Origin of the sequence: Martinezella lusitana, assembly GCF_016901135.1 — a bacterium.
Taxonomy (GTDB): domain Bacteria; phylum Pseudomonadota; class Alphaproteobacteria; order Rhizobiales; family Rhizobiaceae; genus Rhizobium; species Rhizobium lusitanum_D.
The window spans coordinates 182995-200210 of the sequence record NZ_JAFEVL010000066.1; the positions used below are offsets into that span (position 1 = coordinate 182995).

A 17216-nucleotide genomic window follows, 5' to 3' on the forward strand; every position below is an offset into this window, starting at 1 on the left:
TGGGGCTCAGGCGAGCGTGCCCTTCGTCGAGGGCACCCGGCCTGCCTGCCGCGGGTCGATCTCGGTTGCGGTGCGCAATGCGCGCGCAACGGCCTTGAAGCATGTCTCGGCTATATGGTGATTGTTGGCGCCATAATGGTTGAGAATATGCAGCGTGATGCCGGCATTCTGCGCCAGCGCCTGGAAGAATTCGCGCACCAGTTCGGTATCGAAGGTGCCGATCTTCGGGGCGCTGAAGCTGACGTTCCAGACAAGGAAGGGCCGGCCGGAGAGATCGACGGCCGCCTTGGTCATCGTCTCGTCCATGGCAAGATCGATCGAGGCGTAGCGCGTGATGCCGCGACGGTCGCCGAGCGCCTTGGCGATGGCCTGGCCGATGGCGATACCGGTATCCTCGACAGCATGATGGTCGTCGACATGCAAATCACCCTTGGTGTCGATGTCCATGTCGATCAGCGAATGCCGCGAAAGCTGTTCCAGCATATGGTCGAAGAAGCCGACACCGGTCGAAATCGTCGACTTGCCGCTGCCGTCGATATTGACGGACGCGGAGACGGAAGTCTCGTTGGTCTTGCGGGAAACGCTTGCCGTGCGGCTCGCTGCGGTCTCTGCCATGGGCTGCTCCATCGGAATACGGCCGTTCCTTATCAGGCGTATCGAGAAATATCCAGAAGTTACGCGCGGGCTTGCGTCTTTAGCCGGCTCGCATGCGCCCATCCGGTTTGGCTGCCATTTGCAATCGTCAAAAGCCCTCTTACATAGGTGCTGACGGGGCCGAAACGCGGCCCGGCAGAAAGCCCGCCGGAACGGGGGCAAACAGGTGTTAAATGACGACAATTGTGACTATTCGCAAGAACGGCAAGGTCGTGATGGCTGGTGATGGCCAGGTCAGCCTTGGCCAGACCGTAATGAAGGGCAATGCCCGCAAGGTTCGCCGCATCGGTAAGGGCGATGTCATCGCCGGTTTCGCCGGCGCGACCGCCGATGCCTTCACCCTGCTCGAGCGCCTTGAAAAGAAGCTGGAGCAATATCCCGGCCAGTTGATGCGCGCAGCCGTCGAACTCGCCAAGGACTGGCGCACAGACAAATATCTGCGCAACCTCGAAGCCATGATGCTGGTTGCTGACAAGAGCGTGACGCTCGCCATCACCGGCAACGGCGATGTGCTCGAGCCGGAACATGGCGCCATGGCGATCGGCTCCGGCGGCAATTTCGCGCTCGCAGCCGCGCGTGCGCTGATGGATACCGACAAATCCGCCGAGGATATCGCCCACCGCGCCCTCGATATCGCCGCCGACATTTGCGTCTATACCAACCACAATGTGATTGTGGAAACGCTCGACGCCGAAGCCTGAGTTCCTCTCTTGATAGTTTCTAGCCCTGACGGGAAACACACGAAATGACCACTTTTTCCCCCCGCGAGATCGTTTCCGAACTCGACCGTTATATCGTCGGCCAGCATGAGGCCAAGCGCGCCGTGGCGATCGCCCTGCGCAACCGCTGGCGCCGCCAGCAGCTCGAGCCCGATCTGCGCGATGAAGTCATGCCCAAGAACATCCTGATGATCGGCCCGACCGGCGTCGGCAAGACGGAAATCTCCCGCCGCCTCGCCAAGCTCGCCGGTGCGCCCTTCATCAAGGTCGAAGCCACCAAGTTCACCGAGGTCGGCTATGTCGGCCGCGATGTCGAACAGATCATCCGCGATCTCGTCGAAGTCGGCATCGGCCTCGTGCGCGAAAAGAAGCGCGCCGAGGTTCAGGCCAAGGCGCATATGAGCGCCGAGGAACGCGTGCTCGATGCACTGGTCGGCTCGACTTCATCGCCGGCGACGCGCGACAGCTTCCGCAAGAAGCTGCGCGACGGTCAGCTTGATGACAAGGAAATCGACATCGAAGTTGCCGACACCGGTTCCGGTATGCCCGGCGGCTTCGAAATCCCCGGCATGCCCGGTGCCAATATCGGCGTGCTCAACCTCTCCGAAATGTTCGGCAAGGCCATGGGCGGCCGCACGAAGAAGGTGCGCACGACGGTCAAGGATTCCTATAAGGAACTGGTGCGCGACGAATCCGACAAGCTGATCGACAACGAGGCAATCCAGCGCGAAGCCGTGCAATCCGCCGAGAATGACGGCATCGTCTTCCTGGACGAAATCGACAAGATCGCGGCTCGCGACGGCGGCATGGGTGCCGGCGTTTCCCGTGAGGGCGTGCAGCGCGACCTGCTGCCGCTGGTCGAAGGCACGACGGTTTCGACGAAGTATGGTCCGGTCAAGACTGACCATATTCTCTTCATCGCCTCTGGCGCGTTCCACGTGTCGAAGCCTTCGGATCTCCTGCCGGAACTGCAGGGCCGCCTGCCGATCCGCGTCGAGCTTCGGCCGCTGACCAAGGAGGATTTCCGCCGCATTCTGACCGAACCGGAAGCCAGCCTCATCCGCCAGTACAAGGCGCTGATGGAGACGGAAGACCTGAAGCTCGATTTTACCGACGATGCCATCGACGCCCTGGCCGATGTTGCCGTGCATCTGAACTCCACCGTCGAGAATATCGGCGCACGCCGCCTGCAGACGGTGATGGAGCGGGTGCTTGACGACATCTCCTACAATGCCTCGGATCGCGCCGGCGTATCGGTGACCATCGATGCCGCCTATGTTCGCGAGCATGTCGGCGATCTCGCCAACAACACCGATCTGTCCCGCTTCATTCTGTAGCAGGACGGCAAAGGCGATTTAAAACAGTAAGCACTCGACAGCGGGCCGTTAACTTTTTAGTTAGGGGCCCGTTTCTTTGTGTCGGATGGCTTTATTCGGCCAAGTTTATCCTTCAGGCAGCCGCACGGAAACATCGGTTGAAACTTCGACAGGACAGCCATCTTGCGACGCATATTGATCATATTTCTTCTGGCGGTCGCCAGCCTCTCCTGGGTGCCTGCCTTTGCGGAAGCGGCAGTCGCGGTGCCCTCAGGCAACCGCAATGCCGAACAGCCGCCGGTTCCCGGCGCCTCCCTGCGCCGCACCCGGGGCACGAATTCGACCTTCGACCGCAAATACCAGAAGGTCCGCGAGCTGCTGGCGACCGACACCAAGCTGATGTCGAAGATCAAGTCGACGGCGCGCGCCTATGGCATCGATCCGATCCATATCATCGGCGCGCTCGTCGGCGAGCACACCTATAATGTCGATGCCTATGACGGTCTGCAGTCCTATTACGTCAAGGCCGCTTCCTATGCCGGTCAAAGCTTCCGCTTCGCCTATGACGGCGAAGGTGTCGACGATTTCATCGCCCGGCCGCAATTCGACGTCTGCAAGAGCAAGAGAGACTCCTACAGCCTCTGGACCTGCCGCGACGATGTCTGGGAAGACGATTTCCGCGGCAAGACGGTTGGCGGCAAGTCCTATCCCGACAATCGCTTCAGCGCCGTTTTCTTCCAGCCCTTTTACGCCGGCCAGACCTTCGGCCTAGGCCAGGTCAACCCGCTGACGGCGCTCGAACTTTCTGATCTGGTCAGCAGCACCTCGGGCATTCCGAAGCTGGATGAGAAGGATGCCGGCGGCGTCTACAAGGCCATCATGGATCCGGACCTGTCGCTGGCCTTCGTTGCCGCATCGATCCGCAAGTCGATCGACGACTATCGCTCGATCGCCGGCATGGACATATCGGGCAATCCGGGCATCACGGCGACGCTTTACAATCTCGGCAACACCCGCAAGCGCGCCGCAGCACTTGCCGCAAAGAACCGGGGCGCTGCGCAGCCGGTCTGGCCGGAGGAAAATTACTATGGCTGGCTTATCAATGATAAGCTAAGCGACCTGAAGTCGCTGCTCTAGATTTTGCTGGCGGCATTCACCATATCGGGCTCTTGATGCCGCTCAGGCCACATAGGCCAAGCAGGAGCCCGGCTTTCGAGGAGAATTGATCTCATGGACATGATCCCGGAAGCCTTTTCTCCGCCGGCGCCAATTCCGCGCACCGTGCCGCCGTCGCGATTGACGATCATCCGCACGATCCTGCGCAATCCGCTCGAATTATGGGGCGAGCCTTCCTATACGCTGCCTTGGATCAAGACCAAATTCTTCAACGAGCGGACGCTGATCGTCAATGATCCCGGCCTGATCAAGCATATTCTGGTCGACAATGCGGCCAACTACCGCATGGCCGATATCCGCCAGCTCGTGCTGCGTCCGATCCTACGCGACGGGCTGCTCACCGCGGAAGGCCCTGTGTGGAAGCGCTCGCGCAAGGCTGTGGCACCGGTTTTTACGCCACGCCACGCCCAGGGCTTTGCCGGCCAGATGCTGAGCCAGAGCCTGGAATATGTGCATAAATACGAAGGTGTCGGCGACAAGGGTGCCACTTTCGATATTGCCTCCGATATGACCGAGCTCACCTTCGCCATCCTGGCCGAGACGCTGTTTTCGGGCGAGATCGTCACCGAAAGCGAGCATTTCGCCGACGATGTCAACGAGCTGCTGCATCGCATGGGGCGCGTCGATCCCATGGACCTGTTGCGCGCACCTGCCTGGGTGCCGCGCATCACCCGCATCGGCGGCCAGAAGATGCTCGACAAGTTTCGCGGCATCGTCCGCAATACCATGAACCAGCGTCTCGAAAAGATGCGCAAGGACCGTGCGAGCGCGCCGGATGATTTCCTGACGCTGCTCTTGGAAAAGGCCGGTCCTGACGGGCTGACGATGGAGGAGATCGAGGACAATATCCTCACCTTCATCGGCGCCGGTCATGAGACGACAGCCCGCGCGCTCGCTTGGACACTCTATTGCGTCGCGAACAGCCCGCATATCCGCGAGGCGATGGAAGAGGAAATCGACCGGGTGCTGGCGACCGATGCCGAGCCCGTCGCCTGGCTCGACCTGATGCCGCATGTCCGCGCTGCCTTCGAGGAGGCGATGCGCCTCTATCCGCCGGCGCCTTCGATCAATCGCGCCGCTATCGCCGACGACGAATGGACGAGCCCCAAAGGCGAGCGCGTGACGATAGAAAAGGGGATCACCGTATTGATCATGCCCTGGACGCTGCATCGCCACGAGCTCTATTGGGAAAAGCCGCGCGCCTTCATGCCCGAGCGCTTTCTTCCGGAGAACCGCGGCAAGATCAACCGCTTCCAATATCTGCCTTTCGGCGCCGGTCCCCGCGTCTGCATCGGCGCGACCTTCGCCCTTCAGGAGGCGGTTATCGCCCTTGCCGTCATGATGCGCAGCTTCCGCTTCGACACGACTGAAGAGACCGATCCCTGGCCGGTGCAGAAGCTGACGACCCAGCCGCGCGGTGGTTTGCCGATGCGGGTTATGAGGCGATAGGACTGTTTTTGCCGCTTGGCAGCTAGCGGCTCGGGCGGGAAGGATGCAATAACGGCATCATAGTCCGTTCAAGAGCTGGATATTTTCGTGACGTCTCATTTCCTGCTCGGCATCGACACGGGTGGAACCTACACCGATGCCGTTCTCTTCCATGAAATCGATGGCGTGATCGCCAAGGCGAAGTCGCTGACCACGCGGCATGATCTGGCCGTCGGCATCGCCGGCGCCGTCGATGCCGTCATCGCCGAGGCCGGCGTTCCGGTTTCGGCGATCGGCCTCGTGTCGCTGTCGACGACGCTCGCCACAAACGCACTTGTGGAAGGGCAGGGCGGCCGCGCCGGGCTGGTCATGATCGGCTTCGGCCCCGACGATCTGAAGCGGGATGGCCTGGCGGAAGCCCTTGGATCCGATCCGGTGCTGTTCGTGCCGGGAGGTCATAACGTCCACGGCAATGAAAACCCGCTCGATCTGACGGCGCTGGAAGAGGCGCTGCCGGAGTTGGCGAAGTCGGTTTCCTCCTTCGCTGTCGCCGGTTATTTCGCCGTGCGGAATCCGGCTCACGAAATCAGGGTGCGCGACTGTATCCGTGAAATCTCGCATCTGCCTGTGACGTGCAGCCATGAGCTCTCCTCCAAGCTGGGAGGCCCGCGTCGCGCCCTGACAACGCTGCTCAATGCTCGTCTGGTATCGATGATCGATCGCCTGGTTGGCGCCTGCGAAGGCTTTCTCGTGGCACGCGGCATTGCAGCACCGATGATGGTAGTGCGTGGCGACGGCGCGCTGATTTCGGCGGCCGAGGCAAAACTTCGGCCGATCGAGACCATTCTCTCCGGCCCGGCCGCCAGCCTCGTCGGCGCGCGCCATCTCACCGGCCTCGACGATGCCGTGGTGTCCGATATCGGCGGCACGACCACCGACGTCGCCGTCATGGAGGCCGGCCGCCCGAGATTGGATGCCGAAGGCGCCGTCGTTGGCGGCTATCGCACCATGGTCGAAGCCGTCGCGATGCGCACCTACGGCCTTGGCGGCGATTCGGAGGTGAAGATCAACGATCGCGGCCTCGTCGTCAGCTTTGAGCTTGGGCCGCGCCGCCTGCTGCCGCTCAGCCTTGCCGCTCATGCGCATGGGCAAGCCGTGCTGGAGGTGCTGGAGCAGCAATTGCGCGCGTCGCACCTTGCCCGTAATGCCGGCCGCTTCGCCCTGCGCACCGGCCTGCCGGATCATCTGGCAAGCGGCCTCACACCGATCGAGCAGGCGCTGTTCGACAGGATCGATGATGTTCCCGTGGCGCTAGACAAGCTTCTGACAATGACCTCGCAGAAGGCGACACTGGATCGGCTGGTGGCACGGGGTCTGGTTCATCTGAGCGGGCTCACGCCGTCGGATGCCATGCATGTGCTCCGCCGGCAAAACCAGTGGAATGCGGAAGCCGCGCGGCTTGGGCTGGCGCTCGCGATGCGGTTGAAGGATGGCTCTGGGCGGCCCATCGCTACTTCGGTCGAAGACCTCGCGCAGAAGATCGTCGATCGCCTCACCCGCCAGTCGGCTGAGGTCATTCTCGCCGCCTGTCTTGCCGAGGATGGCGTTGCCGATCTGGATCCGGCCAAGTCCATCTCGATCGATCGTGCTCTGCGCCGCGCGCCCGGCATTGCCCGCTTTGCCGTTTCGCTCGATCGTCCCTTGGTCGGGCTCGGCGCTTCGGCACCGGTCTATTATCCCGCGATCGCGACGATGCTGGCGAGCGAAAGTGCCATTCCCGCTCACTCGGATGTGGCCAATGCCGTCGGTGCAGTCGTCGGCCAGGTGCGGGCCAGCGCCACTGTCTTCGTCACCATGCCGGAAGATGGTATCTACGTTTTGAACGGAGCCGGCGAAAGCCTGCGGTTCACCGATGAGGACAGGAGCTTTGCCGATGCGCGGACGCGGGCCATCGAGGCTGCGATGGCGCAGGCGCGGCTCAATGGCGCCGTGGATCTCGTCGTGGCGCTGGATGAGCAGGTGGATGCGCCGGAGGTCGAGGGCAGCCGCAGGCTGATCGAGGCACGTTTTATCGCGACCGCCAGCGGGCGTCCCCGCATTGCCATGGACTGATTGTTTCCGACGGCGCATAAATCTTTCTAACTATTGCCAAATTGACGGAAAGCGAAACCGTGAGCAAAGTGGCAGCATGTGAAAATTGAGCCGTAAAACGGCCTTGAGGAGTATTTGGCATGAGCCGCATTGAGAAGAACGGGCTGCAGATCGAAGCGGTACTGTATGATTTCCTCGTCAAGGAGGCCCTTCCTGGCTCCGGCGTCGACGCTGATGCCTTCTTCGCGGGTTTCTCTGAAATCGTCCACAATCTCGCGCCGAAGAACCGTGAACTGCTCGCCAAGCGCGACCGGATGCAGGCAACGATAGACGATTGGTATCGCAAGAACGGCGCGCCGGTGGATATTGCCGCCTACGAAGCCTTCCTCCGCGAGATCGGCTATATCGTGCCGGAAGGCCCGGCCTTTACTGTTACCACCGCCAATGTCGATCCGGAAATTTCTCATATTGCCGGCCCGCAGCTCGTCGTTCCCGTCATGAACGCCCGCTATGCACTGAATGCCGCCAATGCCCGCTGGGGATCGCTCTACGATGCGCTTTACGGCACCGATGCCATCCCCGAGACCGATGGCGCCGAGAAGGGCCGGGGCTATAATCCCAAGCGCGGCGAGAAGGTCATCGCCTGGGTGCGCGATTTCCTCGATTCGGCCGTGCCGCTTGCCGGCGCGAGCTGGAAGGATGTCAGCGGTCTTGCCGTCAAGAGCGGTGCTCTGGCGATCGCGACCAAGGGCGGCGCCGCAGCACTGGCCGATGGCAGCCATTTCGCCGGTTATCTTGGTGATGTGGCCGCTCCGTCGCATATCCTGCTGAAGCAGAACGGCATCCACATCGAAGTTGTCATCGACGCCGCCACCGATATCGGCAAGACCGATCCGGCCAATATTTCCGACGTCCGCCTGGAATCGGCGATCACCACGATCATGGACTGCGAAGATTCCATCGCCGCCGTCGATGCCGAGGACAAGGCGGAAGTCTACCGCAACTGGCTCGGCTTGATGAAGGGTGACCTGACGGAGGAAGTCGCCAAGGGTGGCAAGACTTTCATACGCCGGCTCAATCCCGACGTGGCCTACACGGCGCCTGATGACACCAGCTTTGATCTGCACTGCCGCTCGCTGATGCTGATACGCAATGTCGGCCACCTCATGACCAACCCAGCGATCCTCGACCGCGACGGCAACGAAGTGCCGGAAGGCATCATGGACGCCATGATCACGGGCCTGATCGCGCTTTATGACATAGGCCCGAACGGCCGCCGCAAGAATTCGCGCACCGGCTCGATGTATGTCGTGAAGCCGAAGATGCATGGGCCGGAAGAGGTCGCCTTCGCGGTCGAGATCTTCTCGCGCGTCGAGGATGTGCTCGGCATGCCCCGCAACACCATGAAGATGGGCATCATGGACGAGGAGCGCCGCACCACGGTCAACCTCAAGGAAGCCATCCGCGCCGCCGGCGAGCGCGTCGTCTTCATCAACACCGGCTTCCTCGACCGCACCGGCGACGAAATCCATACCTCGATGGAAGCCGGCCCGACGATCCGCAAGGGCGACATGAAGCAGGCCGCCTGGATTGCGGCCTATGAGAACTGGAATGTCGACATCGGCCTGGAATGCGGCCTTTCCGGCCACGCGCAGATCGGCAAGGGCATGTGGGCCATGCCGGACCTGATGGCGGCGATGCTGGAACAGAAGATCGCTCATCCGAAGGCCGGAGCGAACACCGCCTGGGTGCCATCGCCGACGGCCGCCACACTGCATGCGACCCATTATCACCGCGTCAATGTCGCCGACGTGCAAAAGAGCCTGAAGAGCCGCGCCCGCGCCAAGCTTTCCGATATCCTCTCGGTGCCCGTCGCCTCGCGGCCAAACTGGACGCCGGAGGAAATCCAGCGCGAGATCGACAACAATAGCCAGGGTATCCTCGGCTATGTCGTCCGTTGGGTCGATCAGGGCGTCGGTTGCTCCAAGGTGCCCGACATCAACAATATCGGCCTGATGGAGGATCGCGCCACGCTCCGCATCTCGGCGCAGCACATGGCCAACTGGCTGCACCACAAGGTCATCACCGAAGCGCAGATCATCGAGACGATGAAGCGAATGGCCGCCGTCGTCGACCAGCAGAATGCCTCGGATCCGCTCTATGTCGCCATGTCAGGCAATTTCGACGGTTCGATCGCCTTCCAGGCAGCGCTCGATCTCGTGCTCAAGGGCCGCGAGCAGCCGAACGGCTATACGGAACCGGTCCTGCATCGCCGCCGCATCGAACTGAAGGCGAAGCTAGTAGGGTGATACCTTCTCTTCGTCAGAGGCCACCTCGATCCTTCGAGCCCTTGTCATCTGCGCTGACGCTTTGACGGCAAGGCACCTCAGGATGAGGTGGGGAGAGTCTTACGGCCAGCGGAAAAGATCAGTCCTCATCCCGAGGTGCGCAGCCGAAGGCGGAGCCTCGAAGGACGAGGGCGGGTGGGGCAGCATAGCATCAATCCGGTTTCTCGAACAAAAAAAGCCGCCGGATGGATATCCGGCGGCCTTTTTCAATCTGAATGCCAGCAATGATTACTGGATGACGACGACCTTGGTGCTGCGGCCTGGCAGAACGCGGCTATAGAGATCGATGACGTCCTGATTGATCAGGCGAATGCAGCCCGAGGAAGCTGCGGTGCCGATCGAAGCCCATTCCGGCGTGCCGTGCAGGCGGAACAGCGTGTCCTGGCCCTTGTCATTGTAGAGATACATGGCGCGCGCACCGAGCGGGTTAGACAGGCCCGGATTCATGCCGCCATCGACATACTTGGCGATTTCCGGACGGCGGACCGCCATTTCCTTCGGCGGATGCCAATTCGGCCATTCCTGCTTCCAGGCCACATAGGCCGTGCCGGACCAGGAGAAGCCCTGCTTGCCGACGCCGATGCCATAGCGCATCGCTTCGCCGTTGCCGAGGATGTAGTAGAGATGGCGCTCGCGCGTGTTGACGATGATGGTGCCTTCAGCCTCGTCGGACTTGTAGGCAACGATCTGGCGGCGGAACTGCGGCTTCACCTTCTGGATCGGGATCGCCGGCAGTTCGAAGCCGTTATCGCTCGTGATGCCGTAGTCACCATCGAACGTCTTGATGGTGTCAGCAGCGGAGTTTGCGGTGGCGGACGGCGCGGCTGCGGCAGTGGTGGCATAGCCAGCCGATGCGAGCATTGCGACAAGGCCGAGTGCGGTCATAGCATTACGGATGCGCATGGAGGACTCTTGAAATTTTGTGGCAGGGGACGGATGACTATTGATCATCTTTGTCTGCGGTTTATTTTCCATTAAACTAAGCTTTGCAAGCGGCTGTGGGGCTATAAAATAGCTCCGGCGCGCAAATTAGAGGGACATGGTTTTTTTGCAACAATGCTTGCCCCGTCCCCGAGGCAATTCATGACGATTTTGAACGTTTACAATAACAATCCGTTAATAGACGGCAGGCAGTCGGAACGAGCTATGCTTGTACGCAAGGGCGTGCAGTTATTACTGCACGAAATGCGCCATGCCGTCCTGCCGGAGCTGCCGCTTGCCAGCGGTCGCCGGGCCGATCTCATCAGCCTGTCGGAGAAGGGTGAGATCTGGATCATCGAGATCAAGTCGTCGATCGAGGATTTCCGCGTCGACCGCAAATGGCCTGATTACCGTCAGCATTGCGACCGGCTGTTCTTCGCCACGCACAAGGACGTGCCGCTCGATATCTTCCCGGAAGATTGCGGGCTCTTCCTGTCGGACGGCTACGGCGCCCACATGATCCGCGAGGCGCCGGAGCATCGCCTGCCGCCGGCGACACGCAAGTCGGTGACCTTGAATTTCTCGCGCGCTGCCGCCCAGCGCCTGATGCTGGCCGAATGGGCGACAGGCAAGGATTTTGCCCTCTCCCCTCGGGGCGAAAGTACCCGAAGGGCTGATGAAGGGGGCGAGGAGCTTTAGCGTTGGGCGCCCGAAGCGTAGCTCAATCTTCCTCCCGCTGAGGGAAGGCGCTCTCTATTTCGGCGCGCGCTTGGCGAGGATGCGCTGCAGCGTGCGGCGGTGCATGTTGAGGCGGCGGGCCGTCTCGGAAACATTGCGCTCGCACATTTCGTAGACGCGCTGGATATGCTCCCAGCGCACACGGTCCGCCGACATCGGATTTTCGGGCACTTCCGCCTTTTCGCCCGGGCGCTGCGTCAGCGCCGCGTAGACGTCGTCGGCGTCGGCTGGCTTGGCGAGGTAATCGAGCGCACCGAGCTTCACGGCCGTGACCGCCGTCGCGATATTGCCATATCCGGTCAGCACGACGATATGCGTATCGTCGCGTCGCTGCCGGATCGCCTCGATGACATCCAGGCCGTTGCCGTCGCCGAGACGAAGGTCGACCACCGCATATTTCGGCGGGCTTGCCTTGGATTTTGCAACACCTTCCGCCACCGACTCCGCCGTCTCGACCACGAAGCCCCGCGTTTCCATCGCGCGCGCCAGCCGGCGCAGGAAGGGGCCGTCGTCATCGACGATCAGCAATGTCGCATCCGCGCCGATATGGGCTGCGGCGTCCTTGTCCCCGGCATGCGGGGCAGCGAGCTCTTTATCCGTCATTCTATCTTCTATCCCGGCGATCATCCGCCTGCATATTCTACCGATTTTGACGAAGGCTGTTTTAAGCCGTGAAAATCATTTTGTCGAATTACTGTCGATCAACATGCGCGGCCATTCGACGCGGACGCGTGCGCCCGGCGTTTCAGGATCGCGGTTGCCGAAGGCGAGCACGGCGCCGGAGCGCTCCAGCAGCGTCTTGGCGATGAAGAGGCCGAGCCCGAGGCCACCAGCCGTGTCGTCGCGCTGCCGCGTCGTCACGTAAGGTTCGCCGATCCGCGTCAGGATCTCGGGCGAATAGCCGTTGCCGTCATCCTCGATGACGATGGTCAGCGTATCGGTGGTGTACTCCACCGTGACGGTCACCGTCTTGCGGGCATAGTCGACGGCGTTCTCGATGAGGTTGCCGAGACCATACATGATGCCGGCATTGCGGTTGAGCACGGGCTCGCCGGCTCGCGGGCTCTTTTCGATCAGCTGCAGCGCGATCCCGAACTCGCGATGCGGGGCGATGATCTCTTCCATCATCGACGATAGGGTCAACCGCCGCATATGCGCCTCATCCTCCGAGGAGAGCGTGGTCAGCCGCCGCAGGATATCGCGGCAGCGTTCGCTCTGGCTGCGCAGCAGCGCCACATCCTCGCGGAAACGGTCGTCCTCTTTGAGCTCTCGTTCCATCTCCTTGGCGACGACGCTGATGGTGGCAAGCGGCGTGCCGAGCTCGTGCGCCGCCGCCGCCGCCAGCCCGTCGAGCTGCGACAGGTGCTTTTCCCGCTGCAGCACCAGCTCGGTCGCCGACAGCGCATCGGCAAGCTGCGAGGCCTCCATGGAGACGCGATAGGCATAGAAGGCCGCAAAGGCCATGGTGGAGGCGATGGAGCACCAGACCCCCAACTGCATGACGCTATGCACGTTCACCGCAACGCCATCATACCAGGGCAGCGGGAAGGGCGAGAAGGCGAGACCGGTGATGCAGATCATCGCAAGCACGATCAGCGTCATGCTGTAGCGGATCGGCTGCGAGGCGAAGGAAATGATCACAGGCACGCAGACCAGCGCCGAGAAGGGGTTGGCCAGACCGCCGGTGATCAGCAGCAACCCGCAGAGCTGCAGAAGATCGAGGCCGAGCAGTGCGAAGGCGGCCGGCGGCTCCAGCCGGTGCGTCGGCGGAAAGCGCAGCGTCAGGAAGAAATTGATCCAGGCGAGGCAGGCGATCAGCACGCAGCATGGCAGCAGCGGCATCGGAAATTTCAGCCAAAAGGCGACGATCGTCACCGTCACCGTCTGGCCGCCGACGGCAAGCCAGCGCAGGCGAACCAGCGTCTGCAACCTCAGCCGTCGGCTGCTATAGTAGTCGTCCTGCGCCTTGATATCCGCATCCGACATCTTTTCCAGTCCTTGGAAGAAGCGTGCCATCGTCAGGTCCTCCCCCTTGGCTTGACGCGTGTTGTCGGCAAGGCATCCGCCGGATCTTCCGGCCATGGGTGCCTGGGGTAGCGGCCGCGCATGTCGGCGCGCACATCCCGCCAGGATCCGGCCCAGAAACCGGGCAGATCGCGCGTCGTCTGGATCGGGCGATGCGCCGGCGACGTCAGCTCCAACACCAGCGGCAGTCGGCCGCCGCCGATGGTCGGATGTTGTTTCAGCCCGAACAGCTCCTGAACGCGGATGGTCAACAGCGGTTCCTCACCATCGTATTGAATGGGATGGCGCTGGCCGGTCGGCGCCTCGAAATGCGTGGGTGCCATCCGGCCGAGATCGCGTTGCAGCTCATGCGGCACCAGCGACATCAGCCCATTGGAAAGCCCACCGGCGGAAATATCGGAAAGGCCGGGCGCCTCGGCCTGGAAGGGTGTGAACCACTCGTCGAGCCGCGCGAGCAGGGCCTCGTCGCCCATATCAGGCCAGGGTTCGCCGATCGTGCGATGCAGAAAGCCTATCCGCGCGCGCAATTGTGCCGCCTCCTTCGAAAAAGGCAGGATGCCGATGCCGAGTTCGCGAATACCCTCGGCCAGCGCTTTCGCCGCCTGCTCGCCGGATGGGCGCGGCAGGGGCGTTTCCTCAAAGATGATCGCGCCGAGCCGCGTGGCGCGCCGCGCCCGCACCTGGCGGCTTGCTCTATCGAAGAAGCTCTGATCCTCGGTGCGGATCTCGCCCGGCAGATGCTCTTCGACATGAGTGCGGGAAATCTCGGCCGCCGCGAGAATACGCGCTTGTGCCGCGCGGCCGGTCAGATCGGCGATGACAAGCATCTGCGAACCGGCAAGGCGCTCGGTTTCCGGCAGTTCGGCGCCGCGCCCGTTCGCCATGACGAAGCGCCCGCGCCCGCCGCGTTGCAACGCGATGCGGTCGGGAAAGGCATGCAGCAGCAGCGAGCCGGCCAGCGAAGGCGGCGTTGAGGCGGCAGCCCCTTTGCCGCCGGCGGCCGAGGCAAGCCTTCCGGCCAGCCGGCGCGCTGCCTCCGCACGTTCGCCCTTTTCCGTCTTGAAGCGTCGCAGCCGTTCTTCCAGGTCGATGCTCTGTCCACCAAGCCCCTGTTCGGTCAGCAGCACCGCAAGCAATGCGGCCTCGCGCGCCTGGCCGAAATCGCCGGCCGATATCACCATCGCCGCCAGCCGAGGCGGCAAAGCCAGCTCGCGCATCAGCCGGCCCCGCGCCGTCAGGCCGTTTTCCGCGTCGAGCGCACCCAGTTGCCGCAACAGCGCCCGCGCCTCGGCAAGCGTCGTTGCCGGCGGCTGGTCGGCAAACGCGAGGGCCGCCGGATCCTGCACCCCCCAATGTGCGAGATCGAGCGCAAGGCCGGACAGATCGCTGGAGAGGATCTGCGGTGGCGTGAAGGCAGGCAGCGCCGCCGTCTGGCCGGGATGCCAGAGCCGGATGGCGATGCCGGGCTCGGTTCGCCCGGCGCGGCCGGCCCGCTGATCGGCCGAGGCGCGCGACACCCGCACCGTTTCCAGCCGCGTGATGCCGGTCGAGGCTTCGAAGACGGGCAGCCGCTGCAGGCCGCTATCGATGACGATGCGAACGCCGTCGATGGTAATCGATGTCTCGGCGATCGAGGTCGCAAGCACGATCTTGCGGGCGCCCTGCGGCGCGGGTCGGATCGCCGCGTCCTGCTCCTTCTGGCTGAGATTGCCGTAAAGCGGCGCGATCATCGTCGCGGGTCCGAACCTGGCCCCAAGCCTCTCCACGGTGCGGGTAATTTCCGCCTGTCCCGGCAGGAAGGCGAGGATCGAGCCCTGTTCGCTCGCATGCGCGTCAAGGATCGCCCGCGTCACCGTATCCTCGATCCGCTCACCCGGCGGCCGGTCCTGATGACGGATGTCGATCGAAAAGCTGCGGCCCATGCTCTCGATGACGGGCGGATGGTCGAGCAGGGTCGCGACACGCTCCACATCGAGCGTTGCCGACATGACAAGGATACGCAGGTCTTCGCGCAGCGCCGATTGCACGTCGAGCGCCAGCGCCAGGCCGAAATCCGCATCCAGCGAGCGCTCGTGGAATTCGTCGAAGATGACAGTGGAGACGCCGGAGAGTTCGGGATCGTCGAGGATCATCCGCGCGAACACGCCTTCGGTCACGACTTCGATGCGCGTCCTGGAGGAGATGCGATTGTCGAGCCGCATGCGATAGCCGACGGTGTCGCCGACCTGTTCGCCGAGCAAGGATGCCATGCGGGCCGCCGCTGCCCTTGCCGCCAGCCGCCGCGGCTCCAGAACAATGATCTTGCCATCGCCGCGCCATGTCTGACCCAGGAGGAAGAGCGGCACCAGCGTCGTCTTGCCGGCGCCGGGCGGTGCCGAGAGCACGGCCCGTCGATGTTCGGCAAGGGCAGCGCCGATATCGGCGAGCACATGCGAGACCGGCAGCTCGGGCAATGGAGGCGTTATATGCGTCACGCCTGCCGGCTCCGCACATATTCATAGGCAAGGATCGCGCCGGCGAGATCCTCGAGCGCCGCGCCCACCGATTTGAACAGGGTTATGTCTTCGTCATCAGTCCGTCCGGGATGCGCCCCGTTCACCAGCTCGCGGAGCTCGGCCCGGATGTCGTCCGCTGCCAATGCGCCGTTCTTCAGGGGCTGGGTGATATCACCGGCCTCTTTCATCGCGCCGGCACGCGTGTCGACAAACACCTGCGCCCGCCGTATCGCCGTATCGTCGGCCTCGCGCATATCCGGCTTGAAACCGCCGATGAGATCGAGATGCGCGCCCGGCTTCAGCCATTCCCCCTGGATCAGCGGCGCACCCGATAGTGTCGCGCAGGAAATGATGTCGGCGCTGCGAGCCGCGGCCTCCAGATCCGCGACGGGCTCTGCGGCCAGACCCAGCGCCTGCGCCTCCCTGGCGATGCCTGCCGCCTTCTCGCGGTCCCTCCCCCATATGCCGATCCGCTTCAGGGGCCGGCCGGTGGCATGCGCCTGGATCAGATTGAGCGACAGTCGCCCCGTGCCGCAGACGAGCAGCTCCTCGGCATTCTCACGCGCAAGATATCGGGCAGCAAGCGCCGAGGCGGCGGCCGTGCGCCGCGCCGTCAGCTCGCCGCCATCGATAGCCGCCAGCATCTCCCCCGTCTGGCCCGAGGAAAGAAGATAGGTCCCGAAGATGGCCGGCAGGGCGCGTGTCGTATTTCCCGGGAACACCGAGACCATCTTCACGCCCATATAGCGTCCCGGCAGCCAGGCGGGCATCAGGAGCAGCGTTGCGTCACTTTCGCCGGGAACCTCCATATCGTGATGATGTCGGACCGGCATGACGCAGCCACCGGCAAACATCGCCGCTATCGCATCGATCAGCGCCGGCCAGGCAAGTGCTGCGCGCGTCTGTTCTTCGTCGAGGACCAACATTCTCCACTCCTTCAATAGCTCGGTTTCTATTAGGTCCTGGGCGTGAAACTGGCAATGCGGGCCGTTTGGCGACCCCATGGGAGCTTGAGTCTGCCTCTTTGAAAGCCGTTTCCTCGATGTTTCCGTCAAAAGGAGTAAAATGAATCCGGAAACGCTGCTTGATCGGGTCAAATTTCCCAGCTTCCGCGGCCTTCTTTAAAAAGAGTGTTTCAAATCAATCTCTTACAAAAATGTCAGAATTTTTACAGTCTTGTTGTTGACTTGGTTCGTGGGGTGGGATTATAAGCCCACTCACTGAACGAGGGCGGCGGCGCTGCTGGCGACGACGACATTCGCTCTAGTGTTTCCTGGATTGGCTGCGATGCTGATTGAAGGTTCT

At 62.6% G+C, this 17216-nt stretch carries 13 protein-coding genes; 7 read left to right on the top strand and 6 right to left on the bottom strand.

Going from position 1 to position 17216, the window contains the following annotated elements:
• Positions 1–6: 6 nt before the first annotated feature.
• A complete protein-coding gene (gene hisB / locus JTP94_RS28935) occupies positions 7–615 on the bottom strand; it encodes an imidazoleglycerol-phosphate dehydratase HisB (RefSeq protein ID WP_204853865.1) in 609 nt (202 codons plus the stop codon).
• A 212-nt stretch (positions 616–827) separates the two neighbouring features.
• On the opposite strand from hisB, the gene hslV reads away from it, so the two are divergent.
• From hslV to JTP94_RS28965, 6 genes are all read left to right on the top strand, one after another.
• The gene (gene hslV / locus JTP94_RS28940) at positions 828–1355 is read left to right on the top strand and encodes an ATP-dependent protease subunit HslV (protein WP_204853866.1); all 528 of its coding nucleotides are present in this window, start codon (positions 828–830) and stop codon (positions 1353–1355) included.
• Positions 1356–1399: 44 nt separating this feature from the next.
• Positions 1400–2710: an ATP-dependent protease ATPase subunit HslU gene (gene hslU, locus JTP94_RS28945; RefSeq protein WP_204853867.1), complete on the top strand. Its 1311-nt coding sequence runs from the start codon at positions 1400–1402 to the stop codon at positions 2708–2710.
• A 162-nt stretch (positions 2711–2872) separates the two neighbouring features.
• Positions 2873–3826, top strand: a complete 954-nt coding sequence (locus JTP94_RS28950) for a DUF1402 family protein (protein ID WP_204853868.1) — start codon at positions 2873–2875, stop codon at positions 3824–3826.
• Between the two features lie 93 nt (positions 3827–3919).
• The gene (locus tag JTP94_RS28955) at positions 3920–5314 is read left to right on the top strand and encodes a cytochrome P450 (protein ID WP_204853869.1); all 1395 of its coding nucleotides are present in this window, start codon (positions 3920–3922) and stop codon (positions 5312–5314) included.
• Between the two features lie 87 nt (positions 5315–5401).
• Positions 5402–7405 carry a hydantoinase/oxoprolinase family protein gene (locus JTP94_RS28960; RefSeq protein WP_204853870.1) on the top strand — a complete coding sequence of 668 codons (2004 nt, stop codon included), beginning with the start codon at positions 5402–5404 and terminating at the stop codon, positions 7403–7405.
• Between the two features lie 119 nt (positions 7406–7524).
• Positions 7525–9693: a malate synthase G gene (locus tag JTP94_RS28965; protein WP_204853871.1), complete on the top strand. Its 2169-nt coding sequence runs from the start codon at positions 7525–7527 to the stop codon at positions 9691–9693.
• A gap of 267 nt (positions 9694–9960) precedes the next feature.
• On the opposite strand, the gene JTP94_RS28970 is transcribed toward JTP94_RS28965, so the two are convergent.
• Positions 9961–10635, bottom strand: coding sequence for a L,D-transpeptidase (locus JTP94_RS28970; RefSeq protein WP_204853872.1), 675 nt, complete (start codon positions 10633–10635; stop codon positions 9961–9963).
• 180 nt (positions 10636–10815) lie between these two features.
• Here JTP94_RS28970 and JTP94_RS28975 point away from each other — a divergent pair, with 180 nt between their 5' ends.
• Positions 10816–11352, top strand: a complete 537-nt coding sequence (locus JTP94_RS28975; RefSeq protein ID WP_204853873.1) for an MmcB family DNA repair protein — start codon at positions 10816–10818, stop codon at positions 11350–11352.
• 54 nt (positions 11353–11406) lie between these two features.
• On the opposite strand, the gene JTP94_RS28980 is transcribed toward JTP94_RS28975, so the two are convergent.
• From JTP94_RS28980 to JTP94_RS28995, 4 genes are all read right to left on the bottom strand, one after another.
• On the bottom strand, positions 11407–11994 hold the full coding sequence (locus JTP94_RS28980) for an ActR/PrrA/RegA family redox response regulator transcription factor (protein ID WP_034510733.1): 588 nt from the start codon (positions 11992–11994) through the stop codon (positions 11407–11409).
• Between the two features lie 75 nt (positions 11995–12069).
• Positions 12070–13407, bottom strand: a complete 1338-nt coding sequence (locus tag JTP94_RS28985) for an ActS/PrrB/RegB family redox-sensitive histidine kinase (RefSeq protein ID WP_409456640.1) — start codon at positions 13405–13407, stop codon at positions 12070–12072.
• A 2-nt stretch (positions 13408–13409) separates the two neighbouring features.
• Positions 13410–15881, bottom strand: coding sequence for an ATP-dependent helicase HrpB (hrpB, locus tag JTP94_RS28990; protein ID WP_204853882.1), 2472 nt, complete (start codon positions 15879–15881; stop codon positions 13410–13412).
• A 5-nt stretch (positions 15882–15886) separates the two neighbouring features.
• Positions 15887–16837, bottom strand: coding sequence for an ornithine cyclodeaminase family protein (locus JTP94_RS28995; RefSeq protein ID WP_204853874.1), 951 nt, complete (start codon positions 16835–16837; stop codon positions 15887–15889).
• Positions 16838–17216 lie beyond the last annotated feature (379 nt).

Bases quoted from the DNA above. Each gene is read 5' to 3' on its own strand.
- JTP94_RS28995 (WP_204853874.1), bottom strand. From the start codon at position 16,837: ATGTTGGTCCTCGACGAAGAACAGACGCGCGCAGCACTTGCCTGGCCG.
- JTP94_RS28975 (WP_204853873.1), top strand. From the start codon at position 10,816: ATGACGATTTTGAACGTTTACAATAACAATCCGTTAATAGACGGCAGG.
- JTP94_RS28985 (WP_409456640.1), bottom strand. From the start codon at position 13,407: ATGGCACGCTTCTTCCAAGGACTGGAAAAGATGTCGGATGCGGATATC.
- hslU (WP_204853867.1), top strand. From the start codon at position 1,400: ATGACCACTTTTTCCCCCCGCGAGATCGTTTCCGAACTCGACCGTTAT.
- hisB (WP_204853865.1), bottom strand. From the start codon at position 615: ATGGCAGAGACCGCAGCGAGCCGCACGGCAAGCGTTTCCCGCAAGACC.
- JTP94_RS28980 (WP_034510733.1), bottom strand. From the start codon at position 11,994: ATGACGGATAAAGAGCTCGCTGCCCCGCATGCCGGGGACAAGGACGCC.
- JTP94_RS28965 (WP_204853871.1), top strand. From the start codon at position 7,525: ATGAGCCGCATTGAGAAGAACGGGCTGCAGATCGAAGCGGTACTGTAT.
- JTP94_RS28955 (WP_204853869.1), top strand. From the start codon at position 3,920: ATGGACATGATCCCGGAAGCCTTTTCTCCGCCGGCGCCAATTCCGCGC.
- JTP94_RS28970 (WP_204853872.1), bottom strand. From the start codon at position 10,635: ATGCGCATCCGTAATGCTATGACCGCACTCGGCCTTGTCGCAATGCTC.
- hslV (WP_204853866.1), top strand. From the start codon at position 828: ATGACGACAATTGTGACTATTCGCAAGAACGGCAAGGTCGTGATGGCT.